Raw genomic sequence first — 22,094 nt, 5'->3', positions numbered from 1 at the left:
ACGGAACCGGCTGTTACTCTCGGGCGCCCCTTTCGCTCTCCTGAAGAGGATCCGCCATGACCGCTCCGCTCGCCATCCGCCGACTCGCCGCCGCCGCTCCGGATTTCGCCGAGCATCTGGATCATCTGCTGAGCTGGGAAGGGGTGTCGGATGCCGACATCAACCAGCGGGTCCTGGCGATCATCGCCGACGTGCGCCACCAGGGCGACGCCGCGCTGCTGGAATACACCCGGCGCTTCGATGCCGTCGAGGCGACCGCCATGAGCGATCTCATCCTGCCGCGGGCGCGTCTGGAAGAAGCCCTGACCCGCATCACGCCGGAGCAGCGCACCGCGCTGGAAGCCGCTGCCGAGCGCGTCCGTCGTTATCACGAAAAGCAGCGCCAGGATTCCTGGCAGTACCAGGAGGCCGACGGCACCGTGCTCGGCCAGCAGGTCACCCCGCTGGATCGTGCCGGTCTCTATGTGCCGGGGGGCAAGGCCTCCTATCCCTCCTCGGTGCTGATGAACGCCATCCCCGCCAAGGTCGCCGGCGTAAAAGAGGTGGTCATGGTTGTGCCCACGCCCCGCGGCGAGGTCAACGAACTGGTGCTGGCTGCCGCAGCCCTGGCCGGTGTCGATCGCGTCTTCACCATCGGCGGCGCCCAGGCCGTGGCCGCCCTGGCCTATGGCACCGAAAGCGTACCGCCGGTGGACAAGATCGTCGGCCCCGGCAACATCTATGTCGCCACCGCCAAGCGCCACGTGTTCGGCAAGGTCGGCATCGACATGATCGCCGGCCCGTCGGAGATCCTGGTGGTCTGCGACGGCCAGACCGATCCCGACTGGATCGCCATGGACCTGTTCTCCCAGGCCGAGCACGACGAAGACGCCCAGGCCATCCTGGTCAGTCCCGACGCCGCCTTCCTCGACGCCGTGGCGGAAAGCATCGCCCGCCTGCTGCCGGAGATGGAGCGCGCCGAGATCATCCGCGCCTCCCTGGAAGGCCGCGGCGCCCTGATCCAGGTCGCCGACATGGCCCAGGCCATCGAGGTGGCCAACCGCATCGCCCCCGAACACCTGGAATTGTCGGTCGCCGAACCCGAGCAGTGGCTGCCCAGCATCCGCCACGCCGGCGCCATCTTCATGGGGCGCTACACCGCCGAGGCCCTGGGCGACTACTGCGCCGGTCCCAACCATGTGCTGCCGACCTCGGGCACCGCGCGCTTCTCCTCGCCGCTGGGCGTGTACGACTTCCAGAAGCGTTCCTCGATCATCCACTGCTCGGCTACGGGCGCTTCCGCGCTGGGCCGGGTCGCCTCGGTGCTGGCGCGTGGCGAGTCCCTGACCGCCCACGCCCGCAGCGCCGAATACCGTATTCAGGAGGAGCAGGCATGAGCGAGCTCTGGAGTCCCTTCGTCAAGAACCTGGTGCCCTATGTGCCGGGTGAGCAACCCAAGCTGACCAACCTGGTCAAGCTCAATACCAACGAGAATCCCTACGGTCCGTCACCGCGGGCGCTGGACGCCATTCGCGCCGCGGCCACCGACGACCTGCGCCTCTATCCCGACCCCAACGGTCAGGCGCTGAAGGACGCCGTCGCCCGCTACTACGGCCTCCAGAGCGACCAGGTGTTTGTCGGCAACGGCTCGGACGAGGTGCTGGCGCACATCTTCCTGGGTCTGTTCGGCCATGGCCGTCCGATCCTGTTTCCGGACATCAGCTACAGCTTCTATCCGGTTTATTGCGGCCTCTACGACATCGCCTTCGAGACGCCGGCGCTGGACGAGGATTTCCAGATCGTCCCCGAGGACTATCTGCGCCCCAATGGCGGGATCATCTTCCCCAACCCCAATGCGCCGACCGGCAGCGCCCTGGCGCTGGACGCCATCGAGCGTATCGTCGCCGGCAATCCGACCTCGGTGGTGGTAGTGGACGAGGCCTATGTCGACTTCGGGGCGGAGTCGGCGGTCGCCCTGATCGAGCGCCATCCCAACCTGGTGGTGACCCAGACGCTGTCCAAGTCCCGTTCGCTGGCGGGTCTGCGGGTAGGGCTGGCCCTGGGACAGGCGCCGCTGATGGAAGCCCTGGAGCGGATCAAGAACAGCTTCAACTCCTATCCGCTGGATCGCCTGGCCCTGGCCGGCGCGACCGCGGCCTTCGAGGATCGCGCCTATTTCGACGAGACCTGCCGGCAGGTGATCGAGAGTCGCGAAGCGCTGGTGGGCCAGTTGCTGGAGCGCGGCTTCGAGGTCCTGCCCTCCGCCGCCAACTTCATCTTCGCCCGTCATGTGCAGAAGAGTGGGGCGGCGCTGGCCGCGGGCCTGCGTGAGCACGGCGTCATCGTGCGCCACTTCAGCCGCCCCGAACGCATCGCCGACTTCCTGCGCATCACCATCGGCACGCCTGCGCAGAATCAGGCGCTGATCACGGCCCTCGACACCCTCTGAGCCTCGTTCGCGGCTAGCGCGCCTTCTCCATCAGGGGGCGCATCCCGACGGTCACCTTGACCTGCACGGTCTTGTCCTGGCGCAGCACCTCGATGGGAATGCTGTCGCCAGGCTGCTTGCGGGCGATCTGGTTCATCGCCAGCCGGCCGTCCCTGATCGGCTGGCCAGCCAGCTTGACCAGCACGTCGCCCGTGCGCAGACCGCCCTTGTGCGCCGGTCCATCGGGATCGATGTCGGTCACCACGATGCCCTGATCGACCTTGAGGCCATAGGTCTTGACCAGCTCCGGGGTGATCACCTCCACCGCCACACCCAGCCAGCCACGGATGACCTGGCCGTGCTGGATGATCGAGCGCATGACCTCCATGGCCAGCTTGATCGGGATGGCGAAGCCGATGCCCTGGGAGCCGCCGGAGAGGATGGCGGTGTTGATGCCGATCAGATTGCCGCTGGCATCCACCAGCGCCCCGCCGGAATTGCCCAGGTTGATCGCCGCATCGGTCTGGATGAAGTCCTCGTAGGTATTGAGACCCAGCTGGTTGCGACCGGTGGCGCTGATGATGCCCATGGTCACCGTCTGGCCGACGCCGAAGGGGTTGCCGATGGCCAGCACCACGTCGCCGATGCGGATGGCGGTCGAATCGCCCACCGAGATGGCCGGCAGGTTGGGCAGGTCGATCTTGAGCACGGCCAGGTCCGTGGCCGGATCGTTGCCGATGAGCTTGGCCAGGGTCTGACGACCGTCGGCGAGGGCCACCACGATGGATTCGGCGTCGAGGGTCACGTGGTTGTTGGTCAGCAGATAGCCGTCATGGCTCATCAGCACGGCGGAACCCAGGCTGAGTTCTTCCACCGGCTTGGTCGCGCCCTTGCGGTCGCTTGCCGTATCCCCGGCCTTGCCCGGCTTGGCGGCCTTGGTCGAGCGCAACGACACCACCGCGGGCGCGGCGCGACTGGCCGCGTCGGCATAGGAAACCGGTCCCTCCTGGCGCGAATTGGCGGGCGCCTGGGCGGCCTCGAACAGCGGCGGCTGGGCGGGCAGGCCGAGCCACTGGGGATAGCGCTGCATGATCAGGGCTGCAACGAGCAGACCGCACAGCACGGGCCAGCCGAGATAACGCAAAGCCTTGTACATCGATCACATCCTTGAATTTGTCCACCCGGGGTGCGCCGGATAAGCTGGCGGCCATTATAAGGAGCGGCGCCAGCCGAAGACACGCTGGCGCCGCCAACGAGGAGGTAAGCCGCACGTGACCCTGTCCCTTGAGCAACTGGTAGAGACCGCCGACCGCTACCTGGAATCGGCCCGGATCCAGGATTATTGCCCCAACGGCCTGCAGGTCCAGGGCCGTGAGCAGGTGCGCCTGCTGGTCAGTGGCGTCACGGCTTCCCAGCAGCTGCTGGACGCCGCCGTCGCCGCCGGTGCCGATGCCATCCTGGTGCACCATGGCTATTTCTGGAAGAACGAGGATGCCCGCCTCATCGGCATGAAGCACCGGCGGATCAAGACGCTGCTGAGCCATGACATCAGCCTGCTGGCCTACCACCTGCCCCTGGATGTCCATCCCGAGGTGGGCAACAACGTCCAGCTGGGACGCCGCCTGGGGCTGCAGGATATCCGGCCGCTGCCAGGCGATGCCAAGGGGCTGATCTGGCAGGGGGAGTTGCCGCAGGCGCAATCCGCCGCGGACTTCGGTCGGCAGGTGGCGGACGTGCTGCAGCGCGAGCCGCTGGTGGTCGACGGCGGGCGCTCGATCCGGCGCCTGGCCTGGTGCACCGGTGGCGCCCAGGGCTATATCGATCAGGCCATCGCCGCCGGAGTGGATGCCTACCTGACCGGCGAGGTGTCCGAGCAGACGGTGCACAGCGCTCGCGAGAACGGCGTGAGTTTCTTCGCCGCCGGCCACCATGCCACCGAGCGCTACGGGGTGCAGGCGCTGGGCGACCATCTGGCCGCGCAGTTGGGGATCCAGCACCTCTTCATCGACTGCGACAATCCCGCCTGAGCGTCATAAGCATAGAACTTCTGGTTCTAAATAGCCTGGCGGGCCATAACCGTTGCCTATGGTAAGGTTGAGGTTCGTCCACGGCCCGCTCTGTCCGGTGTGTCCAGTCGACTGGATGCCGCAACGGACATCTCCTAGGCCACCTTTCTGCAATCGTGAGTAGCCATGCTCGACAAACAGACGCACCTCAAACAGCTTGAGGCGGAAAGCATCCACATCATCCGTGAAGTGGCCGCCGAGTTCGACAATCCGGTCATGCTGTATTCCATCGGCAAGGATTCGGCCGTGATGCTGCACCTGGCCCGCAAGGCCTTCTTTCCCGGCAAGCTGCCGTTCCCGGTACTCCACGTGGACACCGGCTGGAAATTCCAGGCCATGTACGAATTCCGCGATCGCATGGTCGCCGACATGGGCCTCGACCTGCTGGTGCACAAGAATCCGGAAGGGGTCGCCCAGGGCATCAACCCCTTCACCCATGGCAGTGCCAAGCACACCGACATCATGAAGACCCAGGGCCTCAAGCAGGCGCTGGACAAGTACGGCTTCGACGCCGCCTTCGGCGGTGCCCGCCGCGACGAGGAGAAGTCCCGCGCCAAGGAGCGCGTCTACTCCTTCCGGGACAGCAAGCACCGCTGGGATCCCAAGAACCAGCGTCCCGAGCTGTGGAACATCTACAACGGCAAGACCAACAAGGGCGAGTCGATCCGCGTCTTCCCGCTGTCCAACTGGACCGAGCTGGACATCTGGCAGTACATCTACCTCGAAGGCATCCCGATCGTGCCGCTGTACTTCGCCGCCGAGCGCGAGGTGATCGAGAAGAACGGCACCCTGCTCATGATCGACGACGACCGCATCCTCGAGCACCTCTCGCCCGAGGAGAAGGCCCGCATCCACAAGCGCCAGGTGCGCTTCCGTACCCTTGGCTGCTACCCCCTGACCGGCGCGGTGGAGTCCCAGGCGACCACGCTGACGGACATCATCCAGGAGATGCTGCTCACCCGCACCTCCGAACGCCAGGGCCGGGTCATCGACCACGATGGCGCCGGATCCATGGAAGAGAAGAAACGTCAGGGGTATTTCTAAGATGTCGCACCAATCCGATCTGATCGGCCAGGACATCCTGGCCTACCTCGCACAGCACGAACGCAAGGAGCTGCTGCGCTTCCTCACCTGCGGCAACGTCGACGACGGCAAGAGCACCCTGATCGGGCGCCTGCTGCACGATTCCAAGATGATCTACGAGGATCACCTGGAAGCCATCACCCGCGATTCCAAGAAGGTCGGCACCACCGGCGAAGAGGTCGATCTGGCGCTGCTGGTGGACGGCCTGCAGGCCGAGCGCGAGCAGGGCATCACCATCGACGTGGCCTACCGCTACTTCTCCACCGCCAAGCGCAAGTTCATCATCGCCGATACCCCCGGCCATGAGCAGTACACCCGCAACATGGCCACCGGGGCCTCCACCTGCGACCTGGCGATCATCCTGGTCGATGCCCGTCACGGCATCCAGACCCAGACCCGCCGGCACAGCTACATCGCCTCGCTGCTGGGCATCAAGCACATCGTGGTCGCCATCAACAAGATGGACCTGCTGGGCTTCGACGAGGCGGTGTTCGAGCGCATCAAGGACGACTACCTGGCCTTCGCCCAGCGCATCGACCTCAACGCCAAGGACATCCACTTCGTCCCCATGTCGGCGCTCAAGGGCGACAACGTGGTGAATCGCAGCGAGCAGACGCCCTGGTTCAGCGGCAAGCCGCTGATGGAAATCCTCGAGACCGTGGAGATCGCCGCGGATCGCAATCTCGACGATCTGCGCTTCCCGGTGCAGTACGTCAACCGGCCCAACCTCAACTTCCGCGGCTTCGCCGGGACCCTGGCTTCGGGCGTGGTCACCAAGGGCGATGCCGTGGTGGTTCTGCCGTCGGGCAAGGGCAGCCGCATCAAGTCCATCGTCACCTACGAAGGCGAGCTGGAGCAGGCCGGGCCTGGCCAGGCGGTGACCCTGACCATGGAAGACGAGATCGACATCTCCCGGGGCGACGTCCTGGTGCATGCCGACAACCGTCCCCAGGTCACCGACAGCTTCGAGGCCATGCTGGTGTGGATGGCCGAAGAACCCATGCGGCCCGGCAAGAAGTACGACATCAAGCGCGCCACCAGTTACGTGCCCGGCTCGCTGCCGAGCATCGTGCACACGGTTGACGTCAATACCCTGGAACGTGGCGCCGCCAGCGAGCTCAAGCTCAACGAGATCGCCCGGGTCAATGTGGCTCTCGATGCGTCCATCGCCCTGGATGGCTATGGCGTCAACCGCACCACCGGCGCCTTCATCGTCATCGATCGCCTGACCAATGGCACCGTCGGTGCCGGCATGATCATCGCCGACCCGGTGGGCAGGGGCGGTCATGGCCAGGGCGCGCACCAGCTGCACGTCGGCACCAGCGAGCGGGCCGCGCGCTTCGGTCAGCAGCCCAGCACCGTGCTCTTCACCGGCCTTTCCGGCGCCGGCAAGACCACCCTGGCCTATGCCCTGGAGCGTCGTCTGTTCGATGCCGGTCGTGCGGTTTTCGTGCTGGACGGTCAGAATCTGCGCCACGACCTGAACAAGGGTCTGCCACAGGATCGCGCCGGGCGTCGCGAGAACTGGTTGCGTGCTGCCCAGGTAGCCCGCCAGTTCAACGAAGCGGGTCTGATCGCCCTGGCGGCCTTTGTCGCGCCGGATGCCGAGGGCCGTGCCCAGGCCCAGGCGCTGATCGGTGCCGAGCGTCTGCTGACCGTGCACGTCAAGGCGTCGCCCAAGGCCTGCGCCGAGCGTGATCCCCAGGGTCTCTATGCCGCCGGTGGCGACAACATCCCGGGTATCTCCTTCGCCTACGATGCACCGGAAGATGCCGATCTGGTGATCGACACCGAGCAGCTGTCGGTGGAGGAGGGGGTCCAGCAGATCCTCGACGTCCTGCGTCGGCGCCAGGTTGTCTAGGGCGCCCCGCCATGAAAAAACCCGCCTTTCGGCGGGTTTTTTCATGGGCCTTTACCAGCGCGGGGGCGGACCGTAGTAGTAGGCGCCGGGCGGCGGGCCGTAGTACACCGGGCGGGGTTCCACCACGCGATATTCGTAGACCGGTGCCGGCTCGTAGTAGACCACGCGCGGCGGCGGAGGCGGCGGGGGGCCTTCGACATAGACCGGCTCGCGGGCGTAGGAATGGGAGACGATGGCTCCGCCGACCACGGCGCCCACTACGGCACCGAGAAAGGCCGGACCGGGGCCACGACCGTGGGCGGACGCCTGACCGGCGATGGCGAGGCAACCGGCAAGCACCACGACTTGAGTGATGCGACGTAGCATGATCTTTCTCCTGCGACCCGGGGAAATGAAACCGGGTATGTCTATCAGACCGCAACGGTGGCCAGTCGCCTAGATCGCCTCGGGTAAAGTTTGGGTAAAACCAAATCCGGGGACATCAGTCCCAACAACTCGAGGTCGACGTGTCCCCACTCCCGCGGGATGCATCTCCTGTATCTGGCACCGCGACCGGTGCCCTGACCACGAGACCACCGTGCAGATTCTCTATACCGCTCTGATCCTCTTGCTGATGGTGGGTGCCACCCGACTCAGCGCCCATCTGATTCCCATCCCGCTGCCGCTGATCCAGGTGGTGGTCGGCGCCTTGCTCGCCTGGCCCACCCTGGGGCTGCACGTGGCCCTGGACCCGGAACTCTTCCTGCTGCTGTTCATCCCGGCGCTGCTGTTCTCCGATGGCTGGCGCATGCCCAAGCGCGAATTCTGGCGGCTGCGCCGACCGATCTTCGTCTTGGCCTTCGGCCTGGTGTTCCTCACGGTGCTGGGTGCCGGCTGGTTCCTGCACTGGATGCTGCACCTGCCCTGGGCGGTGGCCTTCGCCCTGGCGGCGGTGCTGTCGCCCACCGATGCCGTGGCGGTGTCCAGCATCGTCCGTGGCCGGCTGCCCAGCGCCCTGCTGCATGTGATCCAGGGCGAGGCCCTGCTCAACGACGCCTCGGGTCTGGTGACCTTCAAGTTCGCCGTGGCGGCGGCCCTGACCGGCGCCTTTTCGCTGAGCCAGGCCAGTCTGGAATTCGTCATCGTCGCGGTGGGCGGCGTGCTGGTCGGTGGCGTGCTGAGCTGGCTGGTCGGGCGGGCGCGCGCCTGGATGGTGGTGAAGCGCGGCTGGAGCGACGCCGCGCCCCATGTGGTCTTCATGCTGTTGCTGCCCTTCGCCGCCTATGTGCTGGCGGAGCGACTGGGCGTTTCCGGCATCCTGTCCGCCGTGGCCGCCGGGATGATGCAGAGCCGGGTCGACATGCTGCCCCGGCAGACCGCCACCCGTTTGCTCAACCACAGCGTCTGGGGACTGGTGGAATTCGCCTTCAACGGCCTGGTGTTCCTGATCCTGGGGCTGCAACTGCCGGACATCCTGGCGGCGGCCCTGCCGGCTTCCCAGGCGCTCTGGCCGGCCGCGGGCTGGCTGACGCTCTATGTGCTGGGTGCCTATCTGGTAATCATGGCCATCCGCTTCGGGGTCATCCTCGGCTATTGGCACCTGACCCAGCCTGGCAGCGGACCCATGACCATCGCGGGCGATCCGCGCCTGATCGCCGCCATCGCCTCCCTCAGCGGGGTGCGCGGCGCCGTGACCCTGGCCGGTGTGCTGTCGCTGCCGCTGCTGCTCTCGGATGGCACGCCCTTTCCCCTGCGTGACGTCCTGGTGTTCATCGCCGCCGGGGTGATTCTGCTGTCCCTGGTGGTGGCGAGCATCGGTATTCCGCTGCTGCTGGCGCGGCTGCCGGAGCAATCCAACGACCTGCTGGAGCGGGAACGCTGCGAGGTGCGGATCAACGCCGCCCGCGCCGCCATCACGGCACTGGAAGACGTGGAGTCCAGCGATGCCGACGAGCCGGCGCGGGCGGCGCTGCAGGCGGAGATCAAGGCCGGCATCATCGCCGAATTCCGTGACGAGCTGAGTTCCGCCGATGACAGCGAGGATGCCCGTTCGCTGGCGCGTCTGCGGGACACCCTGGATGGCGAGCTGCGCCTGCTCGCCATCCGTGCCCAGCGCCGTGAACTCTATCGGCTGCGTATCGCCGGCGTGATCGATGACCTGGTGGTCACCGAATTCCTCCGGGAGCTGGACATCCAGGAGACCGCGCTGATGCGCGATCAGGGCAACCGCTAGCCTGGCAGAAGCGGCGGATGCGCTCCGCCGCTTCCACGCATTCGGCCAGAGGGGCGACCAGGGCCATGCGGATCCGTCCGGCACCCGGATTGACGCCCGCGACTTCCCGCGACAGGTAGGAACCCGGCACCACGGTCACGTGTTCGCGAGCGAACAGATCGCGAGCGAAGGCTTCGTCATCGCCCGGCGTCCTGGCCCAGAGATAGAAACCACCGTCCGGCAGTGACACCTCCAGGCTGCCCTGCAGGATGTCCAGCACGGCGGCGAACTTCTGCCTATAGAGTTCGCGGTTCTCGCGGACATGGGCTTCATCGCGCCAGGCCACGGCGCTGGCCTTCTGCACCTGCACCGGCATGGCGCAACCGTGGTAGGTGCGATAGAGCAGGAAGCGCTTGAGGATGGCGGCATCGCCGGCGACGAAGCCGGATCTCATGCCCGGCAGGTTGGAGCGCTTGGACAGGCTGTGGAAGACCACGCAACGGGCGAAGTCGCTGCGCCCCAGTTCGGCGCAGGCGGTCAGCAGCCCGGGCGGCGGACTGGCTTCGTCGAAATAGAGTTCGCTGTAGCACTCGTCGGCGGCGATCACGAAGTCGTGGCGATCGGCCAGGGCGATGAGCCTTTTCAGCGTGGCCACCGGCAGCAGGGCGCCGGTGGGATTGCCGGGCGAACAGAGGAACAGCAGCTGGCAGCGCTGCCAGACCTCGTCCGGCACGCTGTCGAAATCGGGATTGAAACCCTTGTCCGCCAGGCACGGCAGGTAGTGCGGCTCGGCGCCGGCCAGCAGGGCCGCGCCTTCGTAGATCTGGTAGAAGGGGTTGGGGCTCAGCACCAGGCCGGCCTGGCTGCGATCCACCACCGCCTGGGTAAAGGAAAACAGCGCCTCCCGGGTGCCGGTCACCGGCAGCACATGACGCGCCGGATCCAGCCAGCCTGCCGGTACGCCAAAGCGCTGGCCAGCCCAGCTGGCGATGGCCTCGCGCAGCTCGGCGATGCCAAGGGTGGTCGGATAGACCGCCAGCTGATCCAAATTCGCCGTCAGCGCCTCGGCGACGAAGGCGGGGGGCGGATGCTTGGGCTCGCCGATCGACAGCGGAATCGGCTTGACGGCCGTCGGCGGGGTCACGCCGGCGAGGAGGGCGCGCAGCTTCTCGAACGGGTAGGGCTGCAGCAGGTCGAGGGTGGGATTCATCGTCGGGTGGTCCTTCGTTCGAGGCGTTAGATCAGGGAGCTAGATGCTGATGCGACTGAGTGGCGTCTGGCTGTCTGGCTCGCCCAGCTGCTTGATCAGGGCGTGCTGCAGGGCGCTGCACAGACCGGGATCCGCCAGCGGACGGCCATCGGCGTCGGTGACGTAGAAGACGTCTTCCACGCGCTCGCCGAGGGTGGCGATCTTGGCGTTGAGCACGGACAGGTCGAAGTCGAGGAAGATGCGGCCCACCCGTGCCAGCAGACCGGGGCGGTCCGGCGCCGTCAGCTCGATCAGGCTCGCCGAGCGCATGGTGTCGGTATAGATGTTCACCTGGGGCGAGAAGGCGAAATGCTTGAGCTGGCGGGTCACGCGCCGGTTGATGATGCTCGGGTATTCCTCGGGATGCTTGAGCGCCTCGATCAGGCCGCCGCGGATCTGGGCGATGCGCGCGGGATTGTTGCCAATCGAGCCACCATCGGTATCCAGCACGATGTAGGTGTCCAGGGTGAACTGGCTGGTGGAGGTGATGATGCGCGCGTCCTGAATGTTCAGGTTGAGCTGGTCCATCACCGCCACGGTCACCGCGAAGAAGTCGTGCTGGTCGGCGGCATAGATGAAGATCTGGGTGCCGCCTTCGGAGTCACGCTGGGTGGTCTCGCGGATCAGCACCAGGGGCTCGGCGGTATCGCCGTGGCCGAGGATGGCCTCGGTGTGCCAGGCGACATCCAGCGCGGTATGCCGCAGGAAGTAGGTGTCACCCAGCTGCGACCACAGCTGCTCGGCGTCATCGGCATCGATGCCGCGACGCATCAGGGTATCGAGGGCCGATTGCTGGGTGCTGCGGATCTGCTCTTCGCGATTGACCGGATTCTCCAGGCCACGACGCAGGGCGCGCTTGGTCTCGGTGTACAGCTGCCGCAGCAGGGTGGCGCGCCAGGAATTCCACAGCGACGGATTGGTCGCGGTGATGTCGGCCACGGTGAGGACGTACAGGTAGTCGAGATGGGTGTGGTCGCCCACCGTCAGGGCGAAGTCGTGGATCACCTGGGGATCGGAGAGGTCCTTGCGCTGGGCGGTGGTGGACATCACCAGATGATTGCGCACCAGCCAGCTGACCAGGCGGGTGTCCCACTCCGGCAGCTGGTGACGGCGACCGAAGGCTTCCACGTCTTCCGCCCCCAGTTCCGAGTGATCGCCGCCACGGCCCTTGGCGATGTCGTGGTAGAGACCGGCGATGTAGATCAGCTCCGGCTTGGGCAGCTTGTGGATCACCCGCGTCGCCAGCGGATACTTTTCCGCCAGGACGTCGTAGCTCATCTTGCGCAGGTGCTTGATGAGATTGAGGGTGTGGGCGTCCACCGTATAGATGTGGAAGAGGTCATGCTGCATCTGGCCGACGATCTGGCCGAATTCGGGCAGGTAGAGCCCCAGCAGTCCGTAGCGATTCATCCGCCGCAGATTGCGATGGATGCCGGATTCGCTCTTGAGCAGTTCGATGAACAGGCTGGTGTTGCGAATGTCCTGGCGGAAGGCGTCGTCGATCAGGTGGCGGCTGTCGCGCAACAGGCGGATGGTGCCGGCGCTGGGCCCCTTGATCGCCGGATTCTGCGCCAGCAGGACGAACAGCTCCATCAGGGCGAAGGGGGTGCGCAGGAACACCTGCGGATGCACCACCTCAAGGTAGCCGTTGCGGATCTGGAATCTGTTGTTGAGCGGCGTCACCGCGGCGGGCAGCTGCTCGTCGCGCAGATTCACTTCCTCGAAGTGCTGCATCACCACGTCGCTGAGCTGGGAGACGTCCATCACCACCCGGTAGTACTTCTGCATGAAGCGCTCGACCGCCAGCTTGGCGTCGTTGTCCTCGTAGCCGAGCAGGTTGGCGATGCGCCGCTGATGGTCGAACAGCAGGCGATCCTCCGGGCGACCGGCCAGCATGTGCAGGGCGTAGCGGACCTTCCACAGGTATTCCTGGGCTGAGATCAGCAGGCTGCACTCGCTCTCGGTGAGAAAGCCCTGGCCCACCAGGGCCTGCAGATTGAGGGTGCCGAATTGCCGCCGGGCGATCCACAGCAGCGTCTGGATGTCGCGCAGGCCGCCGGGGGAACCCTTGACGTTGGGTTCCAGGTTGTACTCGGTGTCGTTGTACTTGGCGTGCCGGGCGCTCTGCTCGGCACGCTTGGCCAGGTAGAAGGCCCGTCCCGGCCAGAGGTGCTCGACGCTGGTGGCCGCCAGCATCGCCTGGCGCAGGTGCTCGGGGCCGGCCAGGGTACGGCTTTCCATGAGGTTGGTGATCACCGTCAGGTCGGCCAGCGCCTCGGTGGTGCATTCGCGCAGGGATCTGACGCTCTGCCCCACGGCCAGGCCCACGTCCCACAGCAGGGTCAGGAAGCCTTCGATGGAGTCACGGAAGCGCTCCTGCTCTTCTTCGGCGAGCAGGATGAGCAGGTCGATGTCCGAGTGCGGATGCAGTTCGCCACGGCCATAGCCGCCCACCGCGAGCAGGGCGATGCCATCGTCCGGCCAACTGAAGCGACTCCAGGCCGCGATCAGCATCTGGTCGATGAACCAGGCGCGATCCTCGACTAGCCGGCGCACGCTGCGCCCGGCCAGGAAGCGGGCATCGAGGGTGGCGTTCGCGGCCCGGATGAATTTCTTGAAGGCCGCGATGGGGCTGGCTTTCAGCGAAAGCTCAGCCTGGAACTGGCCGGCGTCGAACAACTCCGAATCGACCTGGGGCATGGGCGCTCACTCACGCAGAAACGCGGGGAAAGGTTTCGTCCTTTCTGAGGGTCAGGATCTCGTAACCCTGTTCGGTGACCAGCACCGTGTGCTCCCACTGCGCGGACAGCTTGCGGTCCTTGGTGATGGCGGTCCAGCCATCGCCCAGCAGGCGGGTCTCGTAGCGGCCCTGGTTGATCATCGGCTCGATGGTGAAGATCATCCCGGCCTGCAGCTCTAGGCCCGTGCCGGCGCGACCGTAGTGCACCACCTGCGGCTCTTCGTGGAAGCCCTTGCCGATGCCGTGGCCGCAGTATTCGCGAACCACCGAGAAGCCGTTCTTTTCGGCGTGCTTCTGGATGACCTCGCCGATATCGCCCAGGCGCGCCCCGGGGCGGACCAGGTCGATGCCCTTGTAGAGGCATTCCTGGGTGATCTGGCAGAGGCGCTCGGCCCACTCGGGCACGTCGCCCACCAGGTACATCTTGCTGGTGTCGCCGTGGTAGCCGTCTTTGATCACGGTGATGTCCACGTTCATGATGTCGCCGCTCTTGAGCGGCTTGTCATTGGGAATGCCGTGGCAGACCACGTGGTTCAGCGAGGTGCAGATGGATTTGGGATAGCCCTTGTAGTTCAGCGGGGCGGGGATGGCCTGCTGCACGTTGACGATATAGTCGTGGGCCAGTCGATCCAGTTCTTCGGTGGTGATGCCGGGACGCACGTGCTCGTCCAGCATTTCGAGCACCTCGGCGGCCAGTTGGCCGGCGATGCGCATCTTGGCGATGTCTTCAGGGGTCTTGAGGATGACGGTCATCGGAAATCTCTAGGTATCACGCCGGGTGTCAGCTTTCGATCCGCTATTCTATCAGAGCCGGCGCCCGCACTGTGGTCACCGGCGCGGCCCCGGATCTCCGGTGTCCGGCAATCGCCGCTGGTGGTATCCGGCAAGGCGTGATATAAAGTCGCGCGCTTTTTCGGGGCTCCGCCCTTTAGCGCTCCTAACCCCACACACGCATCGACACGATGACCTGGGTGCTTCCCGATGGGAAGTTGGTCATTGGGATGCGTGGAGGCCCAACCCGACTACGAGGAACATCTAAATGTCTCAAGTCTCCATGCGTGACATGCTGAAAGCCGGCGTGCATTTCGGCCACCAAACCCGTTACTGGAACCCGAAGATGGGCAAGTACATCTTCGGCGCACGCAACAAGATCCACATCATCAACCTCGAAAAGACCCTGCCGATGTTCAACGAGGCCCTGACCTTCGTTGAGCGCCTGGCTTCCGGCAAAAACAAGATCCTGTTCGTCGGCACCAAGCGTTCCGCCGGCAAGATCGTTCGCGAAGAAGCCGCTCGTTGCGGTCAGCCCTTCGTCGACCATCGCTGGTTGGGCGGCATGCTCACCAACTACAAGACCATCCGTGCCTCGATCAAGCGTCTGCGCGATCTGGAAGTCCAGTCCCAGGACGGTACTTTCGACAAGCTGACCAAGAAAGAAGCCCTGATGCGCACCCGCGACCTCGAGAAGCTCGAGCGCAGCCTGGGTGGTATCAAGGACATGGGCGGTCTGCCGGATGCCCTGTTCGTCGTCGACGTCGACCACGAGCGCATCGCCATCACCGAAGCCAACAAGCTGGGTATCCCGGTCATCGGCGTAGTCGATACCAACAGCAGCCCGGAAGGCGTTGACTACGTCATCCCTGGCAACGACGACGCCTTCCGCGCCGTTCAGCTGTACCTGAGCAGCGTTGCTGATGCCGTGATCCGTGGCGGCAACAACGGCGGTGCCAACGAGCAATTCGTCGAAGAAACCGCTGCCGAAGCCGTCGAGGGCTGAGCAGGTCGACCCTAGGGTCGAGCGGTTCGACGTGCGAGAAGGGGGCCTAGCCCCCTTTTTGCCTACTGGCGTTTCATTGGCTCCGTCTCCGTGCGGAGTGACCTCGAAACCGATTCAAGAGGATTTCAAACATGGCAGAAATCACTGCAGCCCTGGTCAAAGAACTGCGCGAGCGCACCGGCCAAGGCATGATGGATTGCAAGAAGGCCCTGGCCGCTGCCGGTGGCGACATCGAGAAGGCCATCGACGACATGCGTGCCGCTGGCGCCATCAAAGCCGCCAAGAAAGCCGGTAACGTGGCTGCCGAAGGCTCCATCGCGGTCAAGGTCGCTGACGATCACAAGGCTGCCGTCATCATCGAAGTCAACTCCCAGACCGATTTCCTGGCTCTGCAGGACGACTTCAAGGGCTTCGTCGCCGCCAGCCTGGACAAGGCCTTCGCCGAGAAGATGAGCGATGCCGCTCCGCTGATCGCCGCTCAGGAAGCCGCCCGTGAGGCCCTGGTCGCCAAGTGCGGCGAGAACGTCAACATCCGTCGTCTGACCCGTGTCGAAGGCGATGTCGTTGGCGCCTACCTCCACGGTCACCGCATCGGTGTAGTCGTTACCCTGCAGGGTGGCACCGCCGAGCTGGCCAAGGAAATCGCCATGCACGTCGCGGCGAGCAATCCCCAGTTCCTGAATCCCTCCCAGGTTTCCGAAGAAGCTGTCGCCAAGGAAAAGGAAATCTTCCTGGCGCTGAATGCCGACAAGATCGCCGGCAAGCCGGAAAACATCGTGGAGAACATGGTCAAGGGTCGTATCAACAAGTTCCTGGCCGAAGCCAGCCTGGTTGAGCAGCCCTTCATCAAGGATCCGGAAGTCAAGGTCGGTGAACTGGCCAAGAAAGCCGGCGCCGAAATCGTCTCCTTCGTGCGTTACGAAGTGGGCGAAGGCATCGAGAAGGCCGAAGTCGACTTCGCTGCCGAAGTGGCTGCCCAGCTGGCTGCCAGCAAGCAGTAAGCCCGGCATCTGCCGTTGACCAGGAGGCCGCCCGCTTCGAGCGCGCGGCCTCTTTGTCAAATTGGAAGGCAGGTCTGATTTCTGCTCTTCCAAGGAGTTTTTTGCCGATTGGAGTGAACGCAACTGCGGTTGCGCTTTCCTATCGCTGGATCAAAATCCCCCGCACATGTTCATCGCCACAGGAGAGAGTGAATGGCACAGCAGATGAGTGGTCGCCAACCCCGTTACAAGCGTATTCTGCTGAAGCTCAGTGGCGAAGCCCTGATGGGAAGTGAAGACTTCGGGATCGACCCGAAGGTGCTGGATCGCATGTCGCTGGAGATCGGCCAGCTGGTGGGTATCGGTGTCCAGGTCGGTCTGGTGATCGGCGGTGGCAACCTGTTCCGCGGCGCGGCCTTGTCCGCTGCCGGTATGGATCGGGTGACCGGTGACCACATGGGCATGCTGGCCACGGTGATGAACGCCCTGGCCATGCGCGACGCCCTGGAGCGTTCCAACATTCCCGCCACGGTGATGTCCGCCATCTCCATGGTCGGCGTGACCGATCAGTACGATCGGCGCAAGGCCCTGCGTCAGCTGAAGGATGGCGAAGTCGTCATCTTCTCCGCCGGTACCGGCAACCCCTTCTTCACCACCGATTCCGCCGCCTGCCTGCGCGCCATCGAGGTCGAGGCCGATCTGGTGCTCAAGGCCACCAAGGTGGATGGTGTATACACGGCCGATCCCTTCAAGGATCCCAATGCCGAAAAATTCGAGCGCCTGACCTACGACGAAGTGCTCGACCGCAAGCTGGGTGTCATGGATCTCACGGCCATCTGTCTCTGCCGTGACCACAGCATGCCCCTGCGGGTTTTCAACATGAACAAGCCCGGCGCCCTGCTCAATATCGTGGTGGGCGGTGGTGAGGGCACCCTGATCGAGGAGGGAGCAGCATGATCAACGAGATCAAGAAGGATGCGCAGACGCGCATGACCAAGACCCTGGAAGCCCTGGGCCACGCCTTTGCCAAGATCCGTACCGGACGCGCTCATCCGAGCATCCTGGATAGCGTCATGGTGTCCTACTACGGCAGCGACACCCCGCTGCGTCAGGTGGCCAACGTCACCGTCGAGGATTCGCGGACCCTGGCCCTGAGCGTGTTCGACAAGAGCATGATCCAGGCGGTCGAGAAGGCCATCATGACCTCCGACCTGGGCCTCAATCCGGCCACCGCCGGGACCACCATTCGCGTACCGATGCCGGCGCTGACCGAAGAGACCCGCAAGGGCTTCACCAAGCAGGCGCGTGCCGAGGCCGAGCAGGCGCGGGTTTCCGTGCGCAACATCCGTCGCGATGCCCTGGCTCAGCTCAAGGATCTGCTCAAGGAAAAGGAAATCAGTGAAGACGAGGATCGTCGCGCTCAGGACGAAGTCCAGAAGCTGACTGATAAATTCGTCGCCGAGGTGGACAAGGCTCTGGAGGCCAAGGAAGCCGACTTGATGGCTGTTTGACAACGGTTGGGACGTAACATGGGCATGAGCAAGCCAGGCAAGGTGGTGCCACGTCACGTGGCGATCATCATGGATGGGAACAATCGCTGGGCGCGCCGTCGGCTGCTGCCGGGCGTCGCCGGTCACAAGGCCGGAGTGGACGCCGTGCGCGCGGTCATCGAGGTGTGCGGCGATGCGGGCGTCGAGGTGCTGACGCTGTTCGCCTTTTCCAGCGAGAACTGGCGGCGTCCGGCCGACGAGGTCGGCGCCCTGATGGAGCTCTTCCTGTCCGCCCTGCGGCGGGAGGCGAAGAAGCTGCACCAGAATGGCATCCGGCTGCGCATCATCGGCGATCGCTCGCTGTTCCATCCGGAGCTGCAGGCGGCCATGGCGGAAGTCGAGGCGCTCACTGCCCATCACACCCGGTTCGTGCTGCAGATCGCCGCCAACTACGGGGGGCAGTGGGATATCACCCAGGCCGCCCAGCAGCTGGCGGCGCGGGTCCAGCAGGGTTCGCTGCAGCCGGGTGAGATCACGCCCGAGTTGCTGCAAGGCTGTCTGGCGACTGCCGACCTGCCGCTGCCCGACCTGTGCATCCGCACCGGTGGCGAGCGCCGGGTCAGCAACTTCCTGCTCTGGCAGATCGCCTATGCCGAGCTGTATTTCTCCGACCTGTTCTGGCCGGACTTCAAGCACGAGGCCATGCACGCCGCCCTGGCGGACTTTGCCACCCGCCAGCGGCGGTTTGGCCGGACCTGCGAACAGGTGGAAGCGGAGCTACGCGCCTAATGCTGAAGCAGCGAGTTATCACGGCGATGGTGCTCCTGCCCATCGCCCTGGCCGGATTTTTCTGGCTGGAAGGGGCGGCTTTCGCCCTGTTCATCGGTGCGGTCGTGGTCCTGGGCGCCTGGGAATGGGCGCGGCTGGCGGGTCTGGAAGCCCAGCCGCTGCGTTGCGCCTATGCCGCCGTGGTCGCGCTGGCGCTGCTGCTCTGCTGGTGGCTCCCCGCCGGTGCCCATGGCCTGCTGTTCATCAGTCTGGCCTGGTGGCTCTATGCGACTGTGCTGGTGCTTACCTATCCCGACAGCGCTCGCGCCTGGCAGGCCTCCTGGCGGCGCCTGCTGATCGGTCTGGTGGTGCTGGTCCCGGCCTGGCAGGGGCTGATGCTGCTCAAGGCGGCACCGGGTGGCAATCTGCTGATTCTCGAGGTGATGATGCTGGTGTGGCTGGCCGACATCTTCGCCTATTTTTCCGGGCGGGCCTTCGGCAAGCGCAAGCTGGCGCCGGCCGTGAGTCCGGGCAAGAGCTGGGAAGGTCTCTATGGCGGCCTGGCCGCCGCGCTGGTGGCTACTCTGGTGCTCGGTCTGGTCCGTGGCTGGGGCCTGGGCGACCTCCTGCAGGCACTTATCGGCGCCGCCTGCGTGGTGCTGATCTCGGTAGTGGGTGATCTCACCGAAAGTATGTTCAAGCGTCAGGCCGGGCTCAAGGACAGCAGCCAGTTGCTGCCGGGGCACGGTGGCGTGCTGGATCGCATCGACAGCCTCACGGCCGCCGTACCGCTGTTCGCCCTGCTGCTCTGGTGGGCCGGCTGGGGTGTCCAGTGAGTCTCCAGCAGCTTTGTGTCCTGGGTGCGACGGGCTCCATCGGCGCCAGCACCCTGGATGTCGTGGCCCGGTATCCCGATCGCTATCGCATCTTCGCCCTCAGCGGGCATCGTCGACTGATCGAGCTGGCAGACCTCTGCCGGCGTTTCCAGCCGGTCTATGCAGCCGTGCCGGATCAGGCGTCCGCCGAGCAGTTGGCCGCTTTGCTGCAAGGGGCTGAAGCCCGCCCCGAGATCCTGGTGGGGGAGGGTGGCCTGGAGGCCATCGCGGCCCATCCCCAGGTGGATACCGTCATGGCGGCCATCGTCGGCGCGGCGGGTCTGAAGCCCACCCTGGCGGCGGTCAAGGCCGGCAAGCGCGTACTGCTGGCCAACAAGGAAGCCTTGGTCATGAGCGGCGCGCTCTTCATCGAGGCCGTGCAGGCCAGTGGCGCGACCCTGCTGCCCATCGACAGTGAGCACAATGCCATCTTCCAGTGCCTGGCCGATCCGGCGACGCCCGGCCTGGCCCGCAAGGGCGTAAGACGCATCCTGCTCACCGCTTCGGGCGGCCCGTTCCGCGAGACGCCGGCCGAACAACTGACCGGGGTGACCCCGGATCAGGCCTGTGCCCATCCCAAGTGGTCCATGGGGCGCAAGATTTCGGTGGACTCCGCGACCCTGATGAACAAGGGGCTGGAGCTGATCGAAGCCTGCTGGCTGTTCGAGGCGACGCCGGAGCAGGTCGAGGTGGTCATCCATCCCCAGAGCGTGATTCATTCGCTGGTGGACTACGTGGATGGCTCGGTACTGGCCCAGCTGGGCAATCCCGACATGCGCACCCCTATCGCCCATGCCCTGGCCTGGCCCGAGCGCATCGACTCCGGCGTCGCGGCGCTGAACCTGTTCGAGATCGGCCGGCTCGACTTCGAACGGCCCGACGAAGATCGCTTTCCCTGCCTGCGGCTGGCGCGGGAGGCGGCCCAGGCGGGCGGTTGCATGCCGGCCACGCTCAATGCGGCCAACGAGGTCGCCGTCGAGGCCTTTCTCGAGGGGCGACTAGGCTTTACCGAGATCCCGCAGCTGATCGAAGCGGTGCTCAAGGCTGTCGAGCCCTGTCCGGCCAGCGATCTCGACACGGTCTTCGCGGCCGACAGCACCGCTCGGCAGCTGGCTCGGGAGTGGCTGTCGAGACGCTGATCCCGCGCCTCGACACCTGGCCTGCGAGTCCGCAGAATCTGCACACTGAGGTAGCGGAGGCAGCCAATGTCCATCCTTTATACGATACTGGGAACCCTGATCGCCCTGGGCGTGCTGGTGACCATCCACGAGTATGGCCATTTCTGGACGGCGCGCCGTTGCGGCGTCAAGGTCCTGCGCTTCTCCGTTGGCTTCGGCAAACCGCTGCTGCGCTGGCACGATCGCCAGGGCACCGAATTCGTGGTGGCCGCGATCCCGCTGGGCGGCTACGTGAAGATGCTGGACGAGCGCGAAGCGCCGGTGGCGCCTGAAGAACAGCATGCCGCCTTCAATCGCAAGACGGTACGCCAGCGCATCGCCATCGTCGCCGCCGGTCCGATCGCCAACTTCCTGCTCGCCATCCTGTTCTTCTGGGTGCTGGCCATGCTCGGCTCCCAGCAGCCGCGTCCGGTGGTGGGATCGGTCACGCCTGATACCCTGGCTGCCACCGCGGGTATCCCGGCGGGCGCCGAACTGACCGCGGTCGATGACGCGGCGGTAGACAGCTGGTCGGCGGTCAATCTGCGCCTGGTCGATCGCCTGGGTGAAAGCGGTCCGCTACGCCTGAGCTACCGGGTCCCGGGCACCACTGCCGAGCAGAACGTGGTCATCCAGCTCGACGGCTGGCTGCGCGGCGCGGAAGATCCGGACCCGATCCAGGCGCTGGGTCTCAAACCCTGGCGGCCGCAGATTCCGGCCATCTTCGCCGAGCTGGATCCGGCCGGTCCGGCGAAAGCCGCTGGCCTCCAGGCGGGTGATCGCCTCATCGCCCTGAACGATACGCCCATCGGTGACTGGCAGCAGGCCGTGGACTGGGTGCGGGCGCACCCGGATCAGCAGGTCAAGGTGAGCTATGAGCGCGAGGGTCAGCGACGCGAGCTGTCCCTGCGCCTGGGCGCGCGGCGCGTCGATAGCGCCGAGACCGGTTACCTCGGCGCGGGTGTGGCGCCGGTCAAGTGGCCAGCGGAAATGGTTCGCGAAATCAGCTACGGACCCGTGGCGGCAGTGGGCGAAGGTATCAGCCGAACCTGGCAGATGAGCGTGCTGACGCTGGTTTCCCTGAAGAAGATGCTCTTGGGAGAGCTGTCGGTAAAAAACTTGAGCGGGCCGATAACCATTGCTAAAGTGGCGGGCGCTTCAGCTCAGTCAGGCCTGGGGGATTTCCTCAATTTTCTGGCGTACCTGAGCATAAGCCTGGGGGTTCTGAATCTGTTGCCTATCCCTGTGCTCGACGGCGGTCATCTGGTCTTCTACTTCGTCGAGTGGATTCGCGGGCGGCCCTTGTCCGAGCGTGTACAGACATGGGGCATGCAGATCGGTATTAGCCTCGTCGTGGGTGTGATGCTGCTGGCCTTGGTCAATGACCTCGGTCGCCTCTGACACTCTGCTGATTGCCGAATCTGCCGCCCCGTGCGGCAGATTCTTTATT

At 65.2% G+C, this 22,094-nt stretch carries 19 protein-coding genes; 14 read left to right on the top strand and 5 right to left on the bottom strand.

Annotated features, from left to right (window positions below):
• Positions 1-56 precede the first annotated feature (56 nt).
• On the top strand, positions 57-1,376 hold the full coding sequence (hisD, locus tag EC839_RS06890) for a histidinol dehydrogenase (protein ID WP_007159505.1): 1,320 nt from the start codon (positions 57-59) through the stop codon (positions 1,374-1,376).
• Positions 1,373-2,428: a histidinol-phosphate transaminase gene (gene hisC / locus EC839_RS06885; RefSeq protein WP_007159504.1), complete on the top strand. Its 1,056-nt coding sequence runs from the start codon at positions 1,373-1,375 to the stop codon at positions 2,426-2,428. Before hisD ends, hisC begins: the two co-directional genes overlap by 4 nt.
• A gap of 13 nt (positions 2,429-2,441) precedes the next feature.
• Here the strand turns inward: hisC and EC839_RS06880 are convergent, their stop codons facing one another.
• Positions 2,442-3,563, bottom strand: coding sequence for a S1C family serine protease (locus tag EC839_RS06880; RefSeq protein WP_007159503.1), 1,122 nt, complete (start codon positions 3,561-3,563; stop codon positions 2,442-2,444).
• 115 nt (positions 3,564-3,678) lie between these two features.
• Between EC839_RS06880 and EC839_RS06875 the strand changes: the two genes are divergently transcribed.
• The 3 genes from EC839_RS06875 to cysN all read left to right on the top strand — a co-directional run bounded on the left by EC839_RS06875 (position 3,679) and on the right by cysN (position 7,417).
• Positions 3,679-4,434, top strand: coding sequence for a Nif3-like dinuclear metal center hexameric protein (locus EC839_RS06875; RefSeq protein ID WP_007159502.1), 756 nt, complete (start codon positions 3,679-3,681; stop codon positions 4,432-4,434).
• Between the two features lie 165 nt (positions 4,435-4,599).
• Positions 4,600-5,517, top strand: a complete 918-nt coding sequence (gene cysD, locus EC839_RS06870; RefSeq protein ID WP_007159501.1) for a sulfate adenylyltransferase subunit CysD — start codon at positions 4,600-4,602, stop codon at positions 5,515-5,517.
• Position 5,518: 1 nt separating this feature from the next.
• Positions 5,519-7,417: a sulfate adenylyltransferase subunit CysN gene (gene cysN / locus EC839_RS06865; protein ID WP_132832484.1), complete on the top strand. Its 1,899-nt coding sequence runs from the start codon at positions 5,519-5,521 to the stop codon at positions 7,415-7,417.
• A gap of 51 nt (positions 7,418-7,468) precedes the next feature.
• Here cysN and EC839_RS06860 read toward each other — a convergent pair whose 3' ends face one another.
• Positions 7,469-7,783: a hypothetical protein gene (locus EC839_RS06860; RefSeq protein ID WP_007159499.1), complete on the bottom strand. Its 315-nt coding sequence runs from the start codon at positions 7,781-7,783 to the stop codon at positions 7,469-7,471.
• Between the two features lie 211 nt (positions 7,784-7,994).
• Here EC839_RS06860 and EC839_RS06855 point away from each other — a divergent pair, with 211 nt between their 5' ends.
• Positions 7,995-9,629, top strand: a complete 1,635-nt coding sequence (locus tag EC839_RS06855; protein ID WP_007159498.1) for a Na+/H+ antiporter — start codon at positions 7,995-7,997, stop codon at positions 9,627-9,629.
• Here the strand turns inward: EC839_RS06855 and dapC are convergent.
• From dapC to map, 3 genes are read right to left on the bottom strand one after another with little or no spacing between them, the layout of a single operon-like run.
• Positions 9,562-10,818: a succinyldiaminopimelate transaminase gene (gene dapC, locus EC839_RS06850; RefSeq protein ID WP_007159497.1), complete on the bottom strand. Its 1,257-nt coding sequence runs from the start codon at positions 10,816-10,818 to the stop codon at positions 9,562-9,564. The genes EC839_RS06855 and dapC overlap by 68 nt on opposite strands.
• Positions 10,819-10,857: 39 nt before the next feature.
• A complete protein-coding gene (locus EC839_RS06845; RefSeq protein WP_007159496.1) occupies positions 10,858-13,557 on the bottom strand; it encodes a [protein-PII] uridylyltransferase in 2,700 nt (899 codons plus the stop codon).
• A 10-nt stretch (positions 13,558-13,567) separates the two neighbouring features.
• Positions 13,568-14,350 (bottom strand): type I methionyl aminopeptidase, encoded by a 783-nt coding sequence (map, locus tag EC839_RS06840; RefSeq protein WP_007159495.1) that lies wholly within the window; start codon positions 14,348-14,350, stop codon positions 13,568-13,570.
• A gap of 286 nt (positions 14,351-14,636) precedes the next feature.
• Between map and rpsB the strand changes: the two genes are divergently transcribed.
• The 8 genes from rpsB to rseP all read left to right on the top strand — a co-directional run bounded on the left by rpsB (position 14,637) and on the right by rseP (position 22,045).
• Complete coding sequence (gene rpsB / locus EC839_RS06835) at positions 14,637-15,374, top strand: 30S ribosomal protein S2 (RefSeq protein ID WP_007159494.1); 738 nt, start codon at positions 14,637-14,639, stop codon at positions 15,372-15,374.
• A 131-nt stretch (positions 15,375-15,505) separates the two neighbouring features.
• Complete coding sequence (gene tsf / locus EC839_RS06830) at positions 15,506-16,375, top strand: translation elongation factor Ts (protein ID WP_007159493.1); 870 nt, start codon at positions 15,506-15,508, stop codon at positions 16,373-16,375.
• 192 nt (positions 16,376-16,567) lie between these two features.
• Positions 16,568-17,311 (top strand): UMP kinase, encoded by a 744-nt coding sequence (gene pyrH / locus EC839_RS06825; protein ID WP_007159492.1) that lies wholly within the window; start codon positions 16,568-16,570, stop codon positions 17,309-17,311.
• Positions 17,308-17,865, top strand: a complete 558-nt coding sequence (frr, locus tag EC839_RS06820; RefSeq protein WP_007159491.1) for a ribosome recycling factor — start codon at positions 17,308-17,310, stop codon at positions 17,863-17,865. Before pyrH ends, frr begins: the two co-directional genes overlap by 4 nt.
• Positions 17,866-17,883: 18 nt before the next feature.
• A complete protein-coding gene (gene uppS / locus EC839_RS06815) occupies positions 17,884-18,633 on the top strand; it encodes a polyprenyl diphosphate synthase (RefSeq protein ID WP_027602572.1) in 750 nt (249 codons plus the stop codon).
• Positions 18,633-19,448: a phosphatidate cytidylyltransferase gene (locus EC839_RS06810; protein ID WP_007159489.1), complete on the top strand. Its 816-nt coding sequence runs from the start codon at positions 18,633-18,635 to the stop codon at positions 19,446-19,448. Before uppS ends, EC839_RS06810 begins: the two co-directional genes overlap by 1 nt.
• A complete protein-coding gene (ispC, locus tag EC839_RS06805; RefSeq protein ID WP_007159488.1) occupies positions 19,445-20,626 on the top strand; it encodes a 1-deoxy-D-xylulose-5-phosphate reductoisomerase in 1,182 nt (393 codons plus the stop codon). Before EC839_RS06810 ends, ispC begins: the two co-directional genes overlap by 4 nt.
• A 66-nt stretch (positions 20,627-20,692) precedes the next feature.
• The gene (rseP, locus tag EC839_RS06800) at positions 20,693-22,045 is read left to right on the top strand and encodes a sigma E protease regulator RseP (RefSeq protein WP_007159487.1); all 1,353 of its coding nucleotides are present in this window, start codon (positions 20,693-20,695) and stop codon (positions 22,043-22,045) included.
• Positions 22,046-22,094: the final 49 nt, after the last annotated feature.

The organism is Pseudomonas sp. JUb52, assembly GCF_004341115.1.
In the GTDB taxonomy this organism is placed as follows: Bacteria; Pseudomonadota; Gammaproteobacteria; order Pseudomonadales; family Pseudomonadaceae; genus Chryseomonas; species Chryseomonas oryzihabitans.
This window is presented reverse-complemented; position numbering and strand designations above follow the sequence as displayed.